This is a genomic window from Kribbella hippodromi, from assembly GCF_039531045.1.
Classification (GTDB): Bacteria; Actinomycetota; Actinomycetes; order Propionibacteriales; family Kribbellaceae; genus Kribbella; species Kribbella hippodromi.
The window spans coordinates 480,627-497,029 of record NZ_BAAAPH010000001.1; the positions used below are offsets into that span (position 1 = coordinate 480,627).

Annotated in this window: 17 protein-coding genes and 1 pseudogene; 10 read left to right on the plus strand and 8 right to left on the minus strand. The window is 68.5% G+C overall.

All coding sequences use genetic code 11. The features are described from left to right. Positions 1-111 precede the first annotated feature (111 nt). Positions 112-882, plus strand: a complete 771-nt coding sequence (locus ABD260_RS02380; protein WP_344231615.1) for an inositol monophosphatase family protein — start codon at positions 112-114, stop codon at positions 880-882. 47 nt (positions 883-929) lie between these two features. On the opposite strand, the gene ABD260_RS02385 is transcribed toward ABD260_RS02380, so the two are convergent. Continuing rightward, the gene (locus ABD260_RS02385) at positions 930-2,123 is read right to left on the minus strand and encodes an NADH-quinone oxidoreductase subunit D (protein ID WP_344231616.1); all 1,194 of its coding nucleotides are present in this window, start codon (positions 2,121-2,123) and stop codon (positions 930-932) included. 26 nt (positions 2,124-2,149) lie between these two features. On the opposite strand from ABD260_RS02385, the gene ABD260_RS02390 reads away from it, so the two are divergent. Both ABD260_RS02390 and ABD260_RS02395 read left to right on the plus strand, forming a co-directional pair. Beyond that, a complete protein-coding gene (locus tag ABD260_RS02390; RefSeq protein ID WP_344231617.1) occupies positions 2,150-2,638 on the plus strand; it encodes a PH domain-containing protein in 489 nt (162 codons plus the stop codon). Then, a complete protein-coding gene (locus ABD260_RS02395) occupies positions 2,635-4,044 on the plus strand; it encodes a PH domain-containing protein (protein WP_344231618.1) in 1,410 nt (469 codons plus the stop codon). The genes ABD260_RS02390 and ABD260_RS02395 overlap by 4 nt, the downstream gene beginning before the upstream one ends. 104 nt (positions 4,045-4,148) lie before the next feature. Here ABD260_RS02395 and ABD260_RS02400 read toward each other — a convergent pair. Next, positions 4,149-4,799: pseudogene (locus tag ABD260_RS02400) on the minus strand (SAM-dependent methyltransferase); the annotation flags it as partial. Continuing rightward, complete coding sequence (locus ABD260_RS02405) at positions 4,796-5,356, minus strand: 2'-5' RNA ligase family protein (protein WP_344231619.1); 561 nt, start codon at positions 5,354-5,356, stop codon at positions 4,796-4,798. The pseudogene ABD260_RS02400 and the gene ABD260_RS02405, both read right to left, overlap by 4 nt. Before the next feature lie 83 nt (positions 5,357-5,439). Here ABD260_RS02405 and ABD260_RS02410 point away from each other — a divergent pair, with 83 nt between their 5' ends. From ABD260_RS02410 to ABD260_RS02430, 5 genes are read left to right on the plus strand one after another with little or no spacing between them, the layout of a single operon-like run. Next, the gene (locus ABD260_RS02410; RefSeq protein ID WP_344231620.1) at positions 5,440-6,291 is read left to right on the plus strand and encodes a Rossmann-like and DUF2520 domain-containing protein; all 852 of its coding nucleotides are present in this window, start codon (positions 5,440-5,442) and stop codon (positions 6,289-6,291) included. After that, complete coding sequence (gene panC / locus ABD260_RS02415) at positions 6,288-7,115, plus strand: pantoate--beta-alanine ligase (protein WP_344231621.1); 828 nt, start codon at positions 6,288-6,290, stop codon at positions 7,113-7,115. The genes ABD260_RS02410 and panC overlap by 4 nt, the downstream gene beginning before the upstream one ends. Before the next feature lie 22 nt (positions 7,116-7,137). Further along, positions 7,138-8,805 carry an L-aspartate oxidase gene (locus tag ABD260_RS02420; RefSeq protein WP_344231622.1) on the plus strand — a complete coding sequence of 556 codons (1,668 nt, stop codon included), beginning with the start codon at positions 7,138-7,140 and terminating at the stop codon, positions 8,803-8,805. Continuing rightward, on the plus strand, positions 8,798-9,652 hold the full coding sequence (gene nadC, locus ABD260_RS02425) for a carboxylating nicotinate-nucleotide diphosphorylase (protein ID WP_344231623.1): 855 nt from the start codon (positions 8,798-8,800) through the stop codon (positions 9,650-9,652). Before ABD260_RS02420 ends, nadC begins: the two co-directional genes overlap by 8 nt. Beyond that, positions 9,652-10,419, plus strand: a complete 768-nt coding sequence (locus ABD260_RS02430) for a type III pantothenate kinase (RefSeq protein ID WP_344231624.1) — start codon at positions 9,652-9,654, stop codon at positions 10,417-10,419. The genes nadC and ABD260_RS02430 overlap by 1 nt, the downstream gene beginning before the upstream one ends. Here ABD260_RS02430 and ABD260_RS02435 read toward each other — a convergent pair. After that, the gene (locus tag ABD260_RS02435) at positions 10,408-10,980 is read right to left on the minus strand and encodes a carboxymuconolactone decarboxylase family protein (protein WP_344231625.1); all 573 of its coding nucleotides are present in this window, start codon (positions 10,978-10,980) and stop codon (positions 10,408-10,410) included. The genes ABD260_RS02430 and ABD260_RS02435 overlap by 12 nt on opposite strands. Positions 10,981-11,112: 132 nt before the next feature. On the opposite strand from ABD260_RS02435, the gene ABD260_RS02440 reads away from it, so the two are divergent. Next, the gene (locus tag ABD260_RS02440) at positions 11,113-12,411 is read left to right on the plus strand and encodes a hypothetical protein (RefSeq protein ID WP_344231626.1); all 1,299 of its coding nucleotides are present in this window, start codon (positions 11,113-11,115) and stop codon (positions 12,409-12,411) included. On the opposite strand, the gene ABD260_RS02445 is transcribed toward ABD260_RS02440, so the two are convergent. The 4 genes from ABD260_RS02445 to ABD260_RS02460 all read right to left on the minus strand — a co-directional run bounded on the left by ABD260_RS02445 (position 12,397) and on the right by ABD260_RS02460 (position 15,127). Next, complete coding sequence (locus ABD260_RS02445; protein ID WP_344231627.1) at positions 12,397-13,080, minus strand: DedA family protein; 684 nt, start codon at positions 13,078-13,080, stop codon at positions 12,397-12,399. The two genes, ABD260_RS02440 and ABD260_RS02445, sit on opposite strands and share 15 nt — an antisense overlap. 58 nt (positions 13,081-13,138) lie before the next feature. After that, positions 13,139-14,044: an SPFH domain-containing protein gene (locus ABD260_RS02450; RefSeq protein ID WP_344231628.1), complete on the minus strand. Its 906-nt coding sequence runs from the start codon at positions 14,042-14,044 to the stop codon at positions 13,139-13,141. Continuing rightward, positions 14,032-14,478 (minus strand): NfeD family protein, encoded by a 447-nt coding sequence (locus ABD260_RS02455; protein ID WP_344231629.1) that lies wholly within the window; start codon positions 14,476-14,478, stop codon positions 14,032-14,034. Before ABD260_RS02455 ends, ABD260_RS02450 begins: the two co-directional genes overlap by 13 nt. 82 nt (positions 14,479-14,560) lie before the next feature. Then, entirely contained in the window at positions 14,561-15,127 is a 567-nt protein-coding gene (locus tag ABD260_RS02460) for a helix-turn-helix domain-containing protein (RefSeq protein ID WP_344231630.1), read from the minus strand. Positions 15,128-15,185: 58 nt separating this feature from the next. Here ABD260_RS02460 and ABD260_RS02465 point away from each other — a divergent pair, with 58 nt between their 5' ends. Then, complete coding sequence (locus ABD260_RS02465; RefSeq protein ID WP_344231631.1) at positions 15,186-16,397, plus strand: MFS transporter; 1,212 nt, start codon at positions 15,186-15,188, stop codon at positions 16,395-16,397. Positions 16,398-16,403 lie beyond the last annotated feature (6 nt).

The following is a 16,403-nucleotide window of genomic DNA, read 5'->3' on the forward strand; positions in this document are numbered from 1 at the left end:
GAGGGTGGGTTGGCCCTTGAGAGGGTGGGTTGGGCCGCGGGGTTTTGGGGGGCGAACCCGTCGGGTGTGGGGCTGGCCGCTGAGGGGGTGGGGGTCGGGTAGGTTCGGGGGGTGGAGCTTGGTGAGTTGGTGAAGGTTGCGGGGGCGGCGGTTGAGCGTGGGCGGGCGGTGGCTCGGTCGCGGGCGCCGGGGGAGCTGACCTTGAAGGGCGACCGGGATATGGCGTCCGAGGTGGACTTTGCGGTTGAGCGTGAGGTGCGGGCGTTCCTGGAGCGCGAGACGCCGGAGATCGGGGTGCTCGGCGAAGAGAAAGGCGGCGCCACCGACGGGACGCGCTGGGTGCTCGACCCGGTGGACGGCACGGTGAACTTCATCCACGGCGTACCGCTGTGGGCCATCTCGCTCGGGCTGATCCACGAAGGCCGGGCGGTCGCGGGCGTGATCGACCACCCCGCGCTGGGTACGACGTACGCTGCCGCCGAAGGTCTCGGAGCCACCTGTAACGGGCGGCCGATCCGGGGCAGCGAGTGCACCGACCTGTCCGACGCGCTGGTGTCGATCGGCGACTACGCGGTCGGCCCGAACGCCGAGCAGGTGAACGCGGAACGGGTCGCGCTCACCGAGCGGCTCTACCCGCGGGTGCAGCGGCTCCGGATGATCGGTACGGCCGCGACCGCGCTGACCTGGACCGCGCACGGGTACTTCGACGCGATGATCCTGTTCTCGAACAAGCCGTGGGACACGATGGCCGGCGTGGCGATCTGCCGTGAAGCCGGCGTGACCGTACTGGACCTCGACGGCACCGAGCACGCGCCGGAGTCCCGCGGCGTGTTCGCGGTCGCCGAGGGCATCCGCGAACCACTCCAGGAGCTACTCGGCTGACCTACTCGGCTGACCTACTTGGCTGACCTGCTTGGCTCGACTTGCCTCTACTTGTCGATGTCGCCCACGACGAAGAACATGCTGCCGAGGATCGCGATCATGTCCGGGATCATCGTGCCGGGCAGCAGCGCCGGCAGCGCGGAGATGTTGTTGAAGCTGGCCGAGCGCAGCTTCAGCCGCCACGGGGTCTTGTCGCCGCGGGAGACCAGGTAGTAGCCGTTGATCCCCAGCGGGCTCTCGGTCCAGGCGTACGTCTGGCCTTCCGGGACCTTGAGGATCTTCGGCAGCCGGACGTTCACCGGTCCGGCCGGCAGCGTGGACAGCTTGTCCAGACAGGCGTCGATCAGATCGAGGGACACCTTCACCTGCTCGAGCAGCACTGCGAACCGCGCGTAGCAGTCGCCTTCGGGGCGGGTGACGACGCGGAGTACATCCGTCAGCTCCCCGTACGCCAGGTAGGGCTCGTCGCGGCGCAGGTCCGCGTCCACGCCGGAGGCACGGGCGATCGGGCCGGAGACGCCGTACTGGGCGACCAGCTCGGGTGCGAGTTTGCCGACGCCGACCGTCCGGGCTCGGAAGATCTCGTTGCCGAGGATGATCTCCTCGATGTCGGGCAGCCGGCCGCGGACCGCGGCGGAGGCGGCGGCGGCGCGGCCGAGCCAGCCGTACGGCAGGTCCTCCTTGAGGCCGCCGACCCGGTTGAACATGTAGTGCATCCGGCCGCCGGACAGTTCCTCCATCACCGCCTGGATCGTCTCGCGCTCCCGGAATGCGTAGAACACCGGCGTGATCGCGCCGAGCTCCAGCGGGTACGAGCCGAGGAACATCAGGTGGTTGAGCACTCGGTTCAGCTCGGCCAGCAGCGTACGCAGCCAGACCGCGCGTTCTGGTACCTCGAGGCCCATCATTCGCTCCACCGCGATGACGACGCCGAGCTCGTTCGCGAAGGCGGACAGCCAGTCGTGCCGGTTCGCCAGCACGATGATCTGCCGGTAATCGCGGACCTCGAACAGCTTCTCGGCACCGCGGTGCATGTAGCCGATGATCGGTTCGCAGCCGACGATCCGCTCCCCGTCGAGGGTCAGCCGCAGCCGCAGTACGCCGTGGGTGGCCGGGTGTTGCGGCCCGATGTTGAGCACCATGTCGGTGGTCGGCAGGTCCGATCCGGCCCCACCACGCTCGTACGCGGGGTCGAATCCGGCAGCTCCGGCCCCGACTCCAACCACTCTTTCGGTGCTCATGCCCTCTATCGTGACAGGCTGGGGGCGTGGATGACCTTTTCGCACCCTCGGATGTCAGTTGGACGCCGGTGTCACCCAAGCTGGCCACGCTGCGCCGGCTGAATGCGGGGATCATGGCCGGACTGGTGGCGATCGTGGCGCTGGTGGCGCTCGGTCTGACGGTCGGCTGGCTGTACGGCCTGCTCGCGGTGGTCGTGATTGCCCTGCTGCTCGCCTGGTCCTGGGTGCTGATCGGCCGCAACCAGCGGTCCTGGAAGTACGCGGAGCGCGAGGACGAGCTGCTGGTCAGCCACGGGATCATGTTCCGCGAGCTGGTCGTCGTGCCGTACGGGCGGATGCAGTTCGTCGACGTGACCGCCGGGCCGCTGGAGCGGGCGTACGGGATGGCCACGGTCGAACTGCACACCGCGACGCCGGCGACCGACGCGAAGATCCCGGGGCTGCATCCGGATGAGGCGAGCCGCCTGCGGGACCGGTTGTCCGCTCTTGGCCAGGCGCAGGCGTGGGGCCTGTGACCGAGCAACCGGCGGCAGAGGTAGTCGGTCAGCGGCTGCACCCACTGACCCCGTTCGTGAAGGGCTGGGGGTACTTCGTTGTCGCGGCGGTCGCCCTGGTCAACAACGAAGGGCTGCGCAGGAACCTGACCATCGCGGGCATCGGCCTGGCCGCCGTACTCGTCGGAGGCATCCTGCTCGGTGCTCTGTCCTGGTGGTTCACCAAGTGGCAGCTGACCGGCGAGGCGATCCGGGTGGACAGCGGGTTCCTGTTCCGGCGGACGCGGATCATCCGGTTCGACCGCATTCAGGCGATCGACGTGGCGCAGCCGTTCGTCGCGCGGCTGTTCGGCATGGCTGAGCTGCGGATGGACGTAGCCGGCGGTGGCAAGAGCGACGGCAAGCTGAGCTACTTCCGGTACGAGGAGGCCGTACAGCTACGGACCACCCTGCTGGTACGGGCGAAGGGTGAACAGGGTGCTGCGCAACAAGAGCTGGAGCAGCAGGCCGAAGCCGAGGCGCCACCACTCCTGACCGTACCGACGAACCGGTTGCTCGGTGCGACGCTGCTGTCGTCCACTGTGGTCGGTAGTGCCGGTGCCCTGATCTGGCTGATCGTCGCGACCATGGTGCTGAACTTCCACGTCGGTCTGGTCGCCGGTCTGCCCCTGCTGCTCGGTGTCGTGCACCCGATCTGGAAGCAGGTCGTCGGCAACCACGGCTTCACGCTGTCCGAGTCCAGCCATGGTCTGCGGACAAAGCGCGGTCTGCTGGACGTACAGCGGCAGACGATCCCGCCGGGCCGCGTACAAGGGCTGCTGATCACCGAGCCGCTGATCTGGCGGCTGATCGGCTGGTCACGGGTCGAGCTGGACATCGCCGGTGTAGCCGGCAAGAAGGAAGACGGCGAGGACGACTTCGACGGCGCACAGCTGCTGCCAGTGGGCGAGCGGACCGAGGTGGCGTACGTACTGAGCCGTGTCCTACCCGGCTTTGATCTCGCCCGGATCGAGATGCATCGCGCACCGGAACGAGCCAAGTGGCTGCGACCGATCGGCTGGCGCTACCTGGCGTACGGCGTCGATGAGCAGGTGATGGTGGCCACCAAAGGCTGGGTGAGCCGGCAGACCTCGATCGTGCTGCACCACAAGACGCAGTCCGTACGGATGGCGCAGGGACCGATCCAGCGGCGGCTGGGACTTGCCAACGTGCATGCGGATACGCCGCTCGGTCCGACGAACGTCATCGCGTTCCATCGGGACCAGGCCGAGGCCGCGGTACTGGTGGATGCTCAGGCGGACAGGGCGCGGGAAGCCCGGCGTACGGCGTCGGCTCCGGTGGCTGTCCAGACCCAGCCGAACCCACCGAGTCCGGACGGGTCCAGCAGCTCACCTGCTTCGCCCGCGGATGACAGCTCGGCCAGATAGCGCATCGGCTCGGTCTGGGCGAGCTCCAGCGGCGGCCGGCGGCCGGACAAGCCCAACTGGGTGAGGGCGTCTCGTTGTGACACCAGCTGGCCGTCAACGGCTGCTGCGAGTGAGTCGAGTGCTACGTGTGCGGTGATGTCGCAGCTGCCGTCCGGCTCCGGTGCGCACTCCTGGCCGGAGCGGAAGCCGGTCAGGCTGCCGAAGGGCGGCCGGGTCGCTTTCAGATGGCCGTAGTCGATAGCGATCGCTACTGCGCCTGGGTCGAGTCGCCGGACCACGTCCTGCCAGGCCTCGTCTCTGGCTCGCCCGACCTCGGCACGATCACCTGGTTCACCCGGCCACCACTGCTGTAGCCAGTCCAGGTCGTTGCCGGCTACAACCGCACCTGGTGTCAGGTCAGGGAGCAGGTAGTGCGGTACGCCGTCCTCGTCCCACTCGGCAAGCTCGCACGGGACGTTGTCGAGCCACTCGTTCGCGATCACCAGTCCGGTCAAGCGGTCAGGCAGCTGGTCGTCCAGCTCGATGTCTCGTACAGCGAGCCCCTCGGCGCGCAGCACCTTGCCCAGCTCACCTGAGCCCGCTCCGATGTCCACAACCTGCGTGAGCTCCAGTTGCGTGGCCAACCGGGCAATGGCCCGTCCGAAGAGGCTGGAGGCGTGCACAGAGGTCCGGAAGTGCGCTGCGGGCCGCTGGTGACGGTAGAAGCCGTCAGGGCCGTACAGAGCCTCCTGCCACGCGTCCCGGTAGGTCGTCATCTGGAGCCGAGTGGCACGGTGCCGAGCTGCTGCCACGTTCCGTCAGCATCCTCGCGCCACAGTCCCAGCTCGGTCAGGCGCATTGTCGGGGCCGGTGTGGCGGCCAGCGCGGCAGTGGCTTCGGCCAGTACGGCCGGACCGCCCTGTTTGGACGATGAGATGGTCAGGTGTGGCCGCGCGTCCGGGAACTCACCGCCGTACGGCGGGCACTCCGGGAAAGCCGCGAACACGTTCAGCAGGAGTGAGCGGACCGTGTCGAAGGGCTCCGGCTTCAGCCAGACGGTGCCGTTCGGGAACTGGCCCGCGGTCGGGAAGCTGAGCTCGAAGGGCTCGATGGTCGACACAGCGGCACGCAGCCGGGCGATGTCCGCCTCGGTGGGCTCGGCGACCCAGGGGACCAGCACAGTGACGTGCGGCGGGATCAGCTCGGTCAGTGGGACCTGTGGCCGGGCTGAGGACCGTGACACCGAACGCCAGCGGTCCGTGTACGCCGCCAGTTCGGGCACTGTGATCAGAATCGCCGTCAATCCGGTCCGTGCTGCCCACGCATCAGTCACCGCAGCATCTTCTCATCGCCTACGCTGGCAGATAGATCGTCTGGTACCCCGCCGCGGGACTGGAACGAGAAGAGAGTTGAGTGATGGAACGGATCGGCTTGATCGGAGCCGGCCGGGCCGGGTCCGCCGTGGGAGCAGCCTTGGCGGCAGCCGGACATCCCCTGGTCGGTGTCACCGCACGGTCGGACGCGTCTCTGGAACGCGCCGCCCGCCTACTACCTGGCGTACCGGTGCTGCCGCCTGCTGAGGTCACGCAGCGGGCCGACGTGGTGCTGGTCGCCGTACCGGATGACCTGATCCGCCAGGTGGCGCAGGCGCTGCCGTTGCGCAGTGGGCAGTACGTCGTACACCTGTCTGGTGCGCACGGGCTGGAGCCGCTGGCGGGGCTGAGTGCGACGCCGGTAGCCCTGCATCCGTCGATGACCTTTCCCGGTGGGCCTGTGCGGCTGGACGGGGTCATGTTCACGGCTACCGCGCCAGAGGCGGCTCAGGAGGTCGTGGAACGGCTGGTGAAGGCGCTGGGTGGACAGGTGCAGTGGGTGTCTGACGAGCAGCGTGCGCGCTACCACGCCGGTCTGGTGCACGGGGCGAACCACCTGACCACGCTAGTCACCCAAGCGATCGGTGTACTGCGAGCGGCTGGGGTGGCTGATCCGGTCGCCACACTGCGCCCGCTGCTGACCGCAACCCTCGACAACACGCTGCGGGCCGGTCATCATGCGCTCACCGGGCCGATTGCCCGGGGCGACCTCGACACCGTCGCGGCACACCTCGCAGTACTGCCGGATCACACAGGTAGGACCTACGTCGAGCTGGCCCGCGCGACCGTGGAGCTGGCGGCGGCGGACGGCCGGCTGGACGCGGCGACAGCCGGCCGGTTCACCGAACTACTCGACGGGCACCGGACAGCGCAGACAGGGGAGGCACCGCGATGAGACTCACCCAGACCAAGGCCGAGCTGCGAGCAGCGACCGCGATCCGGCCACGCGCGGTGGTGATGACGATGGGCGCGCTGCACGAAGGCCACGCGGCGCTGCTGGCCGAGGCGCGCGAACGGGTCGGACCCGAGGGCAGCGTGGTCCTGACGATCTTCGTGAACCCGTTGCAGTTCGGGCCGTCGGAGGACTTCGACCGGTACCCGCGCACGCTGGCCAGCGACCTGGCGATCGCCAAGAGCGAGGGCGTCGACCTGGTCTTCAACCCGTCCCGCGACGAGCTGTACCCGAACGAGCCGTCGGTCACCGTGCATCCGGGGCCACTCGCGGACGAACTCGAAGGTGTGTTCCGGCCGGGGCATTTCTCCGGCGTACTCACCGTGGTCTCGAAGCTGCTGCACTTGACCGCTCCGGACATCGCGCTCTTCGGTGAGAAGGACTACCAGCAGCTGACGCTGATCCGCGAGATGGTGTGCGACCTGGACATGGATCTGGACGTGATCCCGGTGCAGACCGTACGCGAGCCGGACGGGCTGGCGTTGTCGTCACGCAACCGCTATTTGAGCGAGACCGAGCGTGACGAGGCGCTGGTGCTCTACCGGGCGCTTAGCGCCGGAGCGAAGGCCGGGATGAACGGCCCGGACGCGGTGGTGGCCGCCGCACAGGCCGAACTCGAAGCGGTACCGTCCGTGAAGATCGACTACCTGGCCCTGCGCGCCCCCGATCTCGGCCCGGTGATCGGCCCCGGCGAAGCGAGAATGCTGATCGCCGCGCGGGTTGGTCTGACTCGTCTCATTGACAACATTTCCATCACCCTCAGATGAATTCCGTTGATACGGTCACCGAATGACCGTGCCCGCAGTCCCGCAACGGCTGGCCGCTCCCGAACCCGGGTGGACCGACAGTGTCGACGTAGTGGTGATCGGTTCCGGCGTGGCCGGGCTGACCGCTGCTTTGAAGGCCCGTGAGCTGGGGTCCGTGCTGGTGGTGACGAAGGACGTCGTCGCCTCCGGGTCCACGCAGTGGGCGCAGGGCGGGATCGCCGCCGCGCTCGACCCGGAGGACTCGCCGGAGGAGCATCTGCAGGACACCCTGGTCGCCGGCGCCGGGCTGAGCGACCCGGAAGCCGTGCGAGTGCTCGTCACCGAGGGACCGGAGGCGGTGCACGACCTGATCGACCTGGGCGCGCGCTTCGACACCCTGGCCGACGGTGAGATCTCGCTCGGCCGCGAGGGCGGTCACCACCGGAACCGGATCGCCCACGCGGGCGGTGACGCGACCGGCGCGGAGATCGAGCGGGCGCTGGTCGCCGCGGTCAAACGCGCCAAGGACATCCGCATCATCGAGCATGCGCTCGTACTCGATCTGCTGACCGCCGCCGACGGCGCGATCGCCGGCGTCACGCTGCACGTGATGGGTGAAGGCCAGCTGGACGGCGTCGGCGCGATCCGGGCCCGGGTCGTCATCCTCGCCTCCGGCGGGCTCGGACAGTTGTACGCGGCAACGACCAACCCGAGCGTGTCCACCGGTGACGGGATGGCGCTCGCGTTGCGTGCCGGTGCGAAGGTCCGTGACCTGGAGTTCGTGCAGTTCCACCCGACCGTACTGTGGCTGGGCAAGAGCGCGAAAGGCCAGCAGCCGTTGGTGTCCGAGGCGGTGCGGGGCGAAGGCGCGTTCCTCGTCGATCACACCGGCAAGCGGTTCATGCTCGGTCAGCACGAGCTCGCCGACCTGGCGCCGCGGGACATCGTGGCGAAGGCGATCATGCGGCAGATGCTTGCTACCGGCAAGGATCATGTCTACTTGGATGCCCGGCACTTCGGCGACGAGAAATGGCGGGTCCGGTTCCCGACCATCCTCGCGTCCTGCCGATCGCACGGTATCGACCCGGTGCGCGAACTGATCCCGGTCGCCCCCGCCTGTCACTACTCGTCCGGTGGCGTCCGGACCGACCTGAACGGCGAGACGTCGGTGCCCGGGTTGTACGCCTGCGGCGAAGTCGCCTGCACCGGCGTACACGGCGCCAACCGGCTCGCGTCGAACTCGTTGCTCGAAGGCCTGGTGTTCGCCCGCCGGATCGCGGCGCATCTCGCCACCGGGCTGCCCGAACAGCGTGATCCGGTCGAGGACACGCGTACGCCCGGGCTCGTCGATGCGGATGTGGTGCCTGAGCTGCAGCGTGCGATGACTGTCGGCGCCGGTGTGATCCGGAGCGCGGCCGGCCTGGCCGAGGCGGGCGCGACGATCGCGAAGCTGATGGAGCTGCCGTACGACGAGCCAGGTACGCCCGGCTGGGAGGCCACCAACCTGGTCACAGTGTCCGCGGCCCTGATCGCGGCCGCGACCGTCCGCGAGGAGAGCCGCGGCGCGCACTGGCGCGAGGACCACCCGGATCGCGACGACCGGAACTGGTCGGGCAGTCTGGACCTCACGTTGCCCGCGGTACGTGACCGAGCTGTGCCCCAGGCGACGTTTGTCCCACGTGTTTCTGAGGAGAATGACCGGCATGGATGAGACAGTCGACCGGCAGTGGGTCGCGGACCTCGTGCGGGCAACCATCGAAGAGGATCTGGCCGGTGGGGTGGACGTGACCACCACAGCCACCGTCGACCCGGATCAGGTGTCCGTCGCCGAGCTGGTGGCCCGGGGCGATGGTGTCGTCGCCGGGCTGGAGATCGCCGAGCTGGTGCTTCGTCAGGTCGCCGCCCCGGACGTGCTGGAGATCGAGTACAGCGTGCGCGACGGCGCGTCCGTACACGCGGGTGACGTGCTGATGACGGTCCGGGGCAAGACCCGGCAACTGCTCACCGCCGAGCGCACCACGCTGAACCTGCTCTGCCACCTGTCCGGTGTCGCGACGCTGACCCGGCGCTGGGTGGACACAATCGAGGGCACCGGCGCGGTCATTCGCGACACCCGGAAGACGATGCCGCTGCTCCGGTCGCTGGAGAAGTACGCGGTCCGCTGTGGTGGCGGGAAGAACCACCGGATGGCGCTGTCCGATGCCGCGCTGATCAAGGACAACCACGTGATCGCGGCCGGTGGGGTCGCCGAGGCGTTCCGGCTGGTCCGCAAGGCGTACCCGGACCTCTCGATCGAGGTCGAGGTCGACTCGGTCGAGGACGCGCTGATCGCGGTCGAGTCCGGCGCGGAGCTGATCTTGCTGGACAACATGGCGGTTCCGCTGCTGCGCGAGGCGGTCGAGAAGGTGGCCGGCCGCGCTCGGCTCGAGGCCTCCGGCGGGCTGACCCTGGACACGGCCCGCGCCGTCGCCGAAACCGGCGTGGACTTCCTGGCCGTCGGCGCGCTGACGCACTCGGCGCCCGTACTCGACATCGCTTTGGACCTGCAGGAGGCCTGATGTTGCTGGCCGTTGCCGTCGAGAACACCAGGACGCTGGTCGGCCTGGTGTTCGAGGGCACGGTCAAGCGGCACTGGTGGGTCGGCACGGACCCGCGGCGTACGGCGGACGAGTGGGCTGTGCTTTTACAGGGCCTGCTGACCGGCGAGTTGCAGGTGTCCGGAATCGCCGTGTGCTCCGCCGTACCGCACGTCCTGCACGAGCTTCGTGATGTCGTCGGGCGGTACTACCAGAACGTACCGAGCGTGGTCGTCGAACCAGGAGTGAAGACCGGTCTTCCGGTCCTGGTGGACAATCCGCGCGAGGTCGGTACGGACCGGATCGCCAACGCGCTGGCCGCGGTACACAAGTACGGCGCGCCCTGCCTGGTGGTCGATGTCGGTACCGCGATCACCATCGATCTGGTGAACCCGGCCGGTGCGTTCAGCGGCGGAGTGATTGCCCCAGGCATCGAAACCGCGACCGACGCGCTCGGGCAGGCAGCCGCGCAACTGCGCCGGGTCGAGCTGGTCCGGCCGCGTTCCGTGGTCGCGAAGAACACCGTGGAGGCCCTGCAGTCCGGCGCGATCCACGGCTTCGCGGCCCTGATCGACGGACTGCTGGCCCGCATCCGGCAAGAACAATCACTTCCCGCGGGCACCACCGTCGTACTGACCGGCGCCCTCGCCCCACTCCTGGCCGGCCAGCTCACCACCCCGGTCCACAACGAACCGCTACTGACCTTGCACGGTCTGTACTACGCGTACGTCCGCAATTTAGGTGCCTGAGGCAACTGAACTGATCGGGCGGCCGACTGTCAGGGCCGTGCGGAGGTTCTCCGGCAGAGCGCCGAAGGTGGAGTCCGGTTGGGTGCCGGTGGCGTCGAGCGTTTTGGAGAAGAACGCCCGGGCCGCCGCGGTGAGGGCGATGTCGAGTACGTCGTCGTCCGACAGGCCAAGAGCTTTCAGGTCGTCGATGTCCGTTTGCGTGACCGCGTCGGCGCCGAGCGCTACCTTGCGGGCGAAGGACATCACCGCCTGATCGACCGGGTCCGCCGGCCCCGCGCCGGCCAAGGCGGTGACTTCGTCGGCAGTGAAGAACTTGTCGGCCAGCACCTGACCATGCGCGAGACTGCAGTAGCTCGACTTCAGCGCGGTCGCCGCCGCGAACGTGGCGAGCTCGAACCGGCGCAGGTCCATGGACTCCTTGATCGCGCTACCCAGCTGCTTCCACGCCTCGTACACGGCCGGCCTGGCCGCGAACACACGGACGTAATTGGGTACGTGCCCGGCCGGCGCCCGGTTCCGGTCGAAGAACTCCGGGTCGTCGGGTGTGTCGATGAATGCCATCCTGGTTCCCCCCTTTGTGGCTGCTCTCACGGTAGAGCCGCGATACCGATCCGGCAACGGTGATAGGGCTCGGGTACCCGCTACTGGGTAAGGTTCACCCGGACGTGAGGCAGCGGAGACGAGGTGGTCGGAGTGCGGCGCTTTCTCGCCGTAGCACTGGTGGTTCTGGCGGGGAGTGCTTCGCTGACCGCCTGTTCCTCCGATCCCGCTCCGTCCGACGTCGCGGTCGCCTGGGCGCCGAACGGGCGGCCCGCGGTCGTGGTGACCTGGAAGGACGGCGGCCAGCCGAACCGGATCACCATCGAGGGCGTACTCAGCGAGAGCCCTTCGTACGTGAAGTACATCCCGGCCGGGGACCCGAATCGCTGGGAGATCCCGACGTCGGCGTTCCCTCCGGACGGCAACTACAAGGTCGCGGTGGCGACCGGGACCTCGCAGGGCGGCGTGACCAGCAAGCTGACCCGCTCGCCGGTGTTCGACACCGACGGCCCGGTCCGGCCGAACACCGCGACGGTCGCGGCACAAGGCCGGGGCGTGCTGATCAACTGGTCGGTGCCGGTCGCGCCCCAGGATTTCACCCCGAACGATCCGCTGGACGTCACCGGCAAGAAGACCCAGCGGTACGTGCCGATGATCGGCCGGCCAGGTGAGACGCTGAAGGCGATCGGTCCGGCGACGACGTCGAACCAGCAACTGATCAAGAGCATCAAGCCGCCGTACGTCTTCCAGTTGCGTACCCAGAACGAATGGGGTGCCCGGATGGGCGGGCAGGTGCTCGGCCTGACCAGCTCGATCAGCGGGGCGGTGCCGCCGCTGGCGCAGTTCAGCGTGCCGATCCGGGTCAAGGGCCGCGTCATCCTGCAGCAGGTCGGGTGCGATCTGGAGGCGAAGTGCGGTACGCAGCGCGCGACGCCGGCCGGCGTACCCGTCGTGGTGCTGACCCAGGTCACCCCGGGCGCGCGCTGGACTCCGGCGGCGCGGGGCGTGACGACCAGCGGCGGGTACTACGACATCGGCGTACCGACGGGTGGCAGCCGTCCGTACAAGATCACCGTGCCGGTGTACACGAAGCCCGGGATGATCACGGGCGAGTCCTCCAGCAAGCCGGGGTACACGCGGACGGTCGTACGCGTCGCGTCCGCCGGTTTCGCGGGGGGTGAGACGGCGAAGAAGGCCGGGTCGACGGTGACCGTGGCGATCGCGGTGAAGCCGGCCATGAGTACGACCGTGATGCTGCAGGTCTGGAACCGGCAGACGCGGACCTGGACCAACGTGAAGGCCTTGCCGATGCGGCAGGGGCAGGCCGCGCTGGCGTTCAAGGCCGGGCAGGCGGGGGACTTCGTCTACCGGTTCGTGGTGCCGGGCGCGATGATGTTCGGCCGGCCGATGGACGGCGCCACCACGCCGGGACTCGCGCTACACGTCCGCTGACTCGGCGGCCGTGGTCGCCGGGCTGGTCGTCGTTTCCGCGGTCTCGGCGGCCTCGCGGCGGCGCTTGCGGACCTTGTGCACGACGTACAGCGCGACCGCGACGACCGCGACCGCGATCAGCGCGCCGACCGACACCCGGCCGAAGATCTTGTCCGCGTTGTCACCGATCTTGTACGCGACGATGCCGATCGTGGCCGACCAGGCGATCCCGCCCGCCGCGTTCGCGGCCAGGAACTTCGGGTAGTGCATCCGCAGCATGCCCGCCATCGGGCCGGCGAAGATCCGCAGCAGCGCGGCGAACCGGCCGAAGAACACGGTCCAGACGCCGTACTTGTGGAAATACTTCTCGGCCCGGACGATCCGGTCCTCGGAGAAGTGGTGGAACCGTTTGCCGAGCCGTTCGAACAACCGGCGGCCGGCCTTGCGGCCGATGAAGTACCCGATCGAGTCGCCGATGATCGCGCCCAGCGCGGCGGCCAGGATGACGAACTCGATCTTCAGGTGGTGCTGCTGCGAGGCGAGCAGCGCGGCCGCGATCAGCGTGGTCTCACCGGGCAGCGGTACGCCCATGCTCTCGACGCCGATGACGAGTCCGACCACCAGGTACGCGAGCACCGCGACACCGGACGGGATGGCGATTGCCTGCGCGATCAGCAGTGGTTCCCCCATGTACCCATGGTGACATCGTCAGGCAACCGCTTTCGTGCCGGGGCAACAATCCCAGGGGCTACCCCCGGGAGATTTCAGGGTTGTGGCCGTTCTCGGACGGCAGCTCCGCGGGTGGTTTCGGGGTGGGCGTGTCGTCACCGCTGAACGCCTTGGTGACGTTCTGGAGCGCGGTGGTGACCTCGGACGGGATCACCCAGAACGTGTTGCCGGGGCCTTTGGCCAGCTCGGGGAGCATCTGCAGGTACTGGTACGCGAGCAGCTTCGGGTCCGGGTCGTTGCGGTGGATCGCCTCGAACACGGTGTCGATCGCCTTCGCCTGGCCCTCGGCGCGCAGGATCGCCGCTTGCCGGTCGCCCTCCGCGGTCAGGATCCGGGACTGCCGCTGGCCCTCGGCGTTCAGGATCGCGGCCCGCTTCTCCCGCTCGGCCCGCATCTGCTTCTCCATCGACTCCTTGATCGACGCCGGTGGCTCGATCGCCTTCAGCTCGACCCGGTTCACCCGGATCCCCCACTTGCCGGACGCCTCGTCCAGTACCCCGCGCAGGATCGAGTTGATGTGCTCGCGCGAGGTCAGGGTCTTCTCCAGGTCCAGGCTGCCGATCACGTTCCGCAGCGTGGTCACCGTCAGCTGCTCGATCGCCTGGATGTAGTTGAAGATCTCGTACGCGGCCGCGCGCGGATCGGTGACCTGGAAGTAGAGCACCGTGTCGATGTGGACGACCAGGTTGTCCTCGGTGATCACCGAGTTCGGCTGGAACGAGACCACCTGTTCGCGCAGGTCGATCAGCGGCCGGGGCCGGTCGACGAATGGGATCACCACGTTCAGGCCGGGTTCGAGGGTACGCAGGTACCGGCCGAGGCGCTCGACGTTGCTGGCCCGCGCCTGCGGGACGATCCGTACCGTCCGCAGGACCAGAGCGACGGCGAGCAGTGCGACGACCAGTCCGATGATCAGTTCGGCCATGGCTCCTCCTGAGGATGGACGAGAGCAGTGGCGCCCTCGATGGCGAAGACGTCGACCCGGGTGCCGGCCGGGATGAGCAGGTCCGGGTCGTAGGAGCGCGCGCTCCACTCCTCGCCGCCGATCCGGACCCGGCCGGTGTCCCGGTCACAGGTCGCGAGCACGACGGCCTCCCGGCCGACCAGGGCGGCCACACCGGTACGGATCAGTGGATGCCCGGTCAGGTGCCGGCGCGCGACCGGCCGGACCAGCGTGATCAGTGCACCCGCCGTGGCGGCGAACGCGACCACCTGGAAGCCGGTGCCGAGACCCAGCCCGGCCATACCGGCCGCGGCCAGCGCGGCGACGGCGAGCAAGAGCAGGTCGAAGGTCGCTGTCATCAACTCGGCCGTGCCGAGGACGGCGGCGACGATCACCCACAGAACCCAGGACTGCATGACGACCACCCGATGGCGGAAATACCTCTACTTCGAAGGTACTCCTGGATACGCCTGGAAACAGCTAACGGTTCAGACAGCCTCAGGCGTCTTCCGGCGGCTCACCGGTGGGTACGACGGCGAACAGCGTGCTCACTTGGCGTGACCCCGGCGTCCGGCCTTTCGCCGGCCGCCGCTTCTCGAAGCGCTCCACCAGCTCGGCCAGCTCCTTGCCGAGCTGCTTGGCCTCGTCGTGGGTGAGCCACAACCGGGACCGGCTCAGCGAGCTCACGTCGTCCCACGGGTCGTCCGCGTCCAGCTCGGCGAACCGGTCGATCACCGCGTCGGCGGTGCTCCGGATCATCGCCTGACTGGCCAGCCGCCCGGAGCCGCCGGACTGCGACGAGATCATCAGGCTGCGCGCCGGTGCCCGCCACGGGCGTTCGCGGCCGTCAGCTGATTCCTCGGCGCGCTCGATGATGCCCCACTTCTCCAGCGCGCGGAGGTGGTAGCTCATCGCCGACGGGGTCAGCCCGGCCAGCTCGGCGCACTCGGTCGCGGTCAGCACCTGGCCGTTGAACAGCTCGTCGATGATCCGCTGCCGGGCCGGATGCGCGAGCGCGCGGATCGCCCGCGGGTCGCTGATCACCAGCCGTTTCTTGAGGGCCACCAGGTCAGCGTAGCGAACCGGTTGACGCCGGAAAATATGAAGTGTTTACTTCATAACTGTGAAGCAAACACTTCAGGTTTCGATCTGGTCGTACCGGGACATCCGGTTGGTGCTGCCGGCCCGGGCGGTGTCGTACGCGGGCGACGCGATCGCGATGATCGCGCTCACCCTGCGTGTCTCGGACGGGCACGGTCCGGCCGCCGTCACCGCGTTGCTGCTCGCGTTTGCCGTACCGACGGTGGCGATGATCCCGTTCGCCGGGCGGATCGTGGACGGGTTCGACTCGCGTACGGTGCTGGTCTGGTCGGGGCTCTTGCAGGTGATTGCCGGTGTCGGACTCGCGTTCGTGCACAACCTCGTACCAACGTTGTTGCTGGTGTGTGTGCTTCAGATCGGTCAGGCGGTCTCTGGGCCGGCGTGGGGTGCGCTGATTCCGCGGATAGTCGGCGAGGAGCTGATCGGTCGTACTACTGGCGCAAGTCAGGCGCTGATCGGGGTCGCGACGCTGGCCGGGTCAGCGGCTGGTGGTCTGCTGGTCGGATGGTCCGGGAGCCGCGGCGCGTTGCTGGTCGACTCCGCGACGTTCATGGTCCTGGTAGTGGTCGCGGCGCTCGTACGCACCCGCCGGCGGCCGGAGCCGGGTGCTGACGTTGAGAAGGGCGGGGTGTCCGCGGGGCTGCGGGCCATCTTCGGGGACGGCGTACTGCGCATCCTGGTGCCGGGACTCTGGGTGTTCGTGCTGGTGGGTGAGGCCGTCAACGTCGTGGAGGTCTTCCTCATTACCGGTGAGCTGGGACTCGGTCCGAGCGGGTACGGCGCTGCTGGTGCTGCTACTGGGGCCGGTGCGATTCTCGGTGCCTGGTACAGCGGCCGCCTGCGCAGTGACCAGAGCCGAACCCGCGGTGTGGTCGCTGGAATGGCTGCGATAGGTGCGGCGTGCGTGGTGATCGGATTGGCCGGCAACTTCGCGGTACTCCTGGTCGGGTCCACTGCGATCGGTGTGGGTAGCGGACTGCTGAACTCGGCGACCAGCGCGCTGGTGGTGACTCGATCGAGCGATTCGGTGCGCGGGCGGGTGATCGCGGCCCTGAACGGAACAGCCCGCTCGTGCAGCATCTTCGCGATGCTGCTGGGCGGTCTGGCGGGTACATTGCTCGGTCCGCGCGGCACTTTCGTGACCGGTGGAGTGGCCTGCGCGATAGCTGCGGTGGCAGTCGGAGCGTTGGTCGCCCGAACAAAGGATTCGGAACAAGAGGTAGTCAGTCATTAGCCTTTG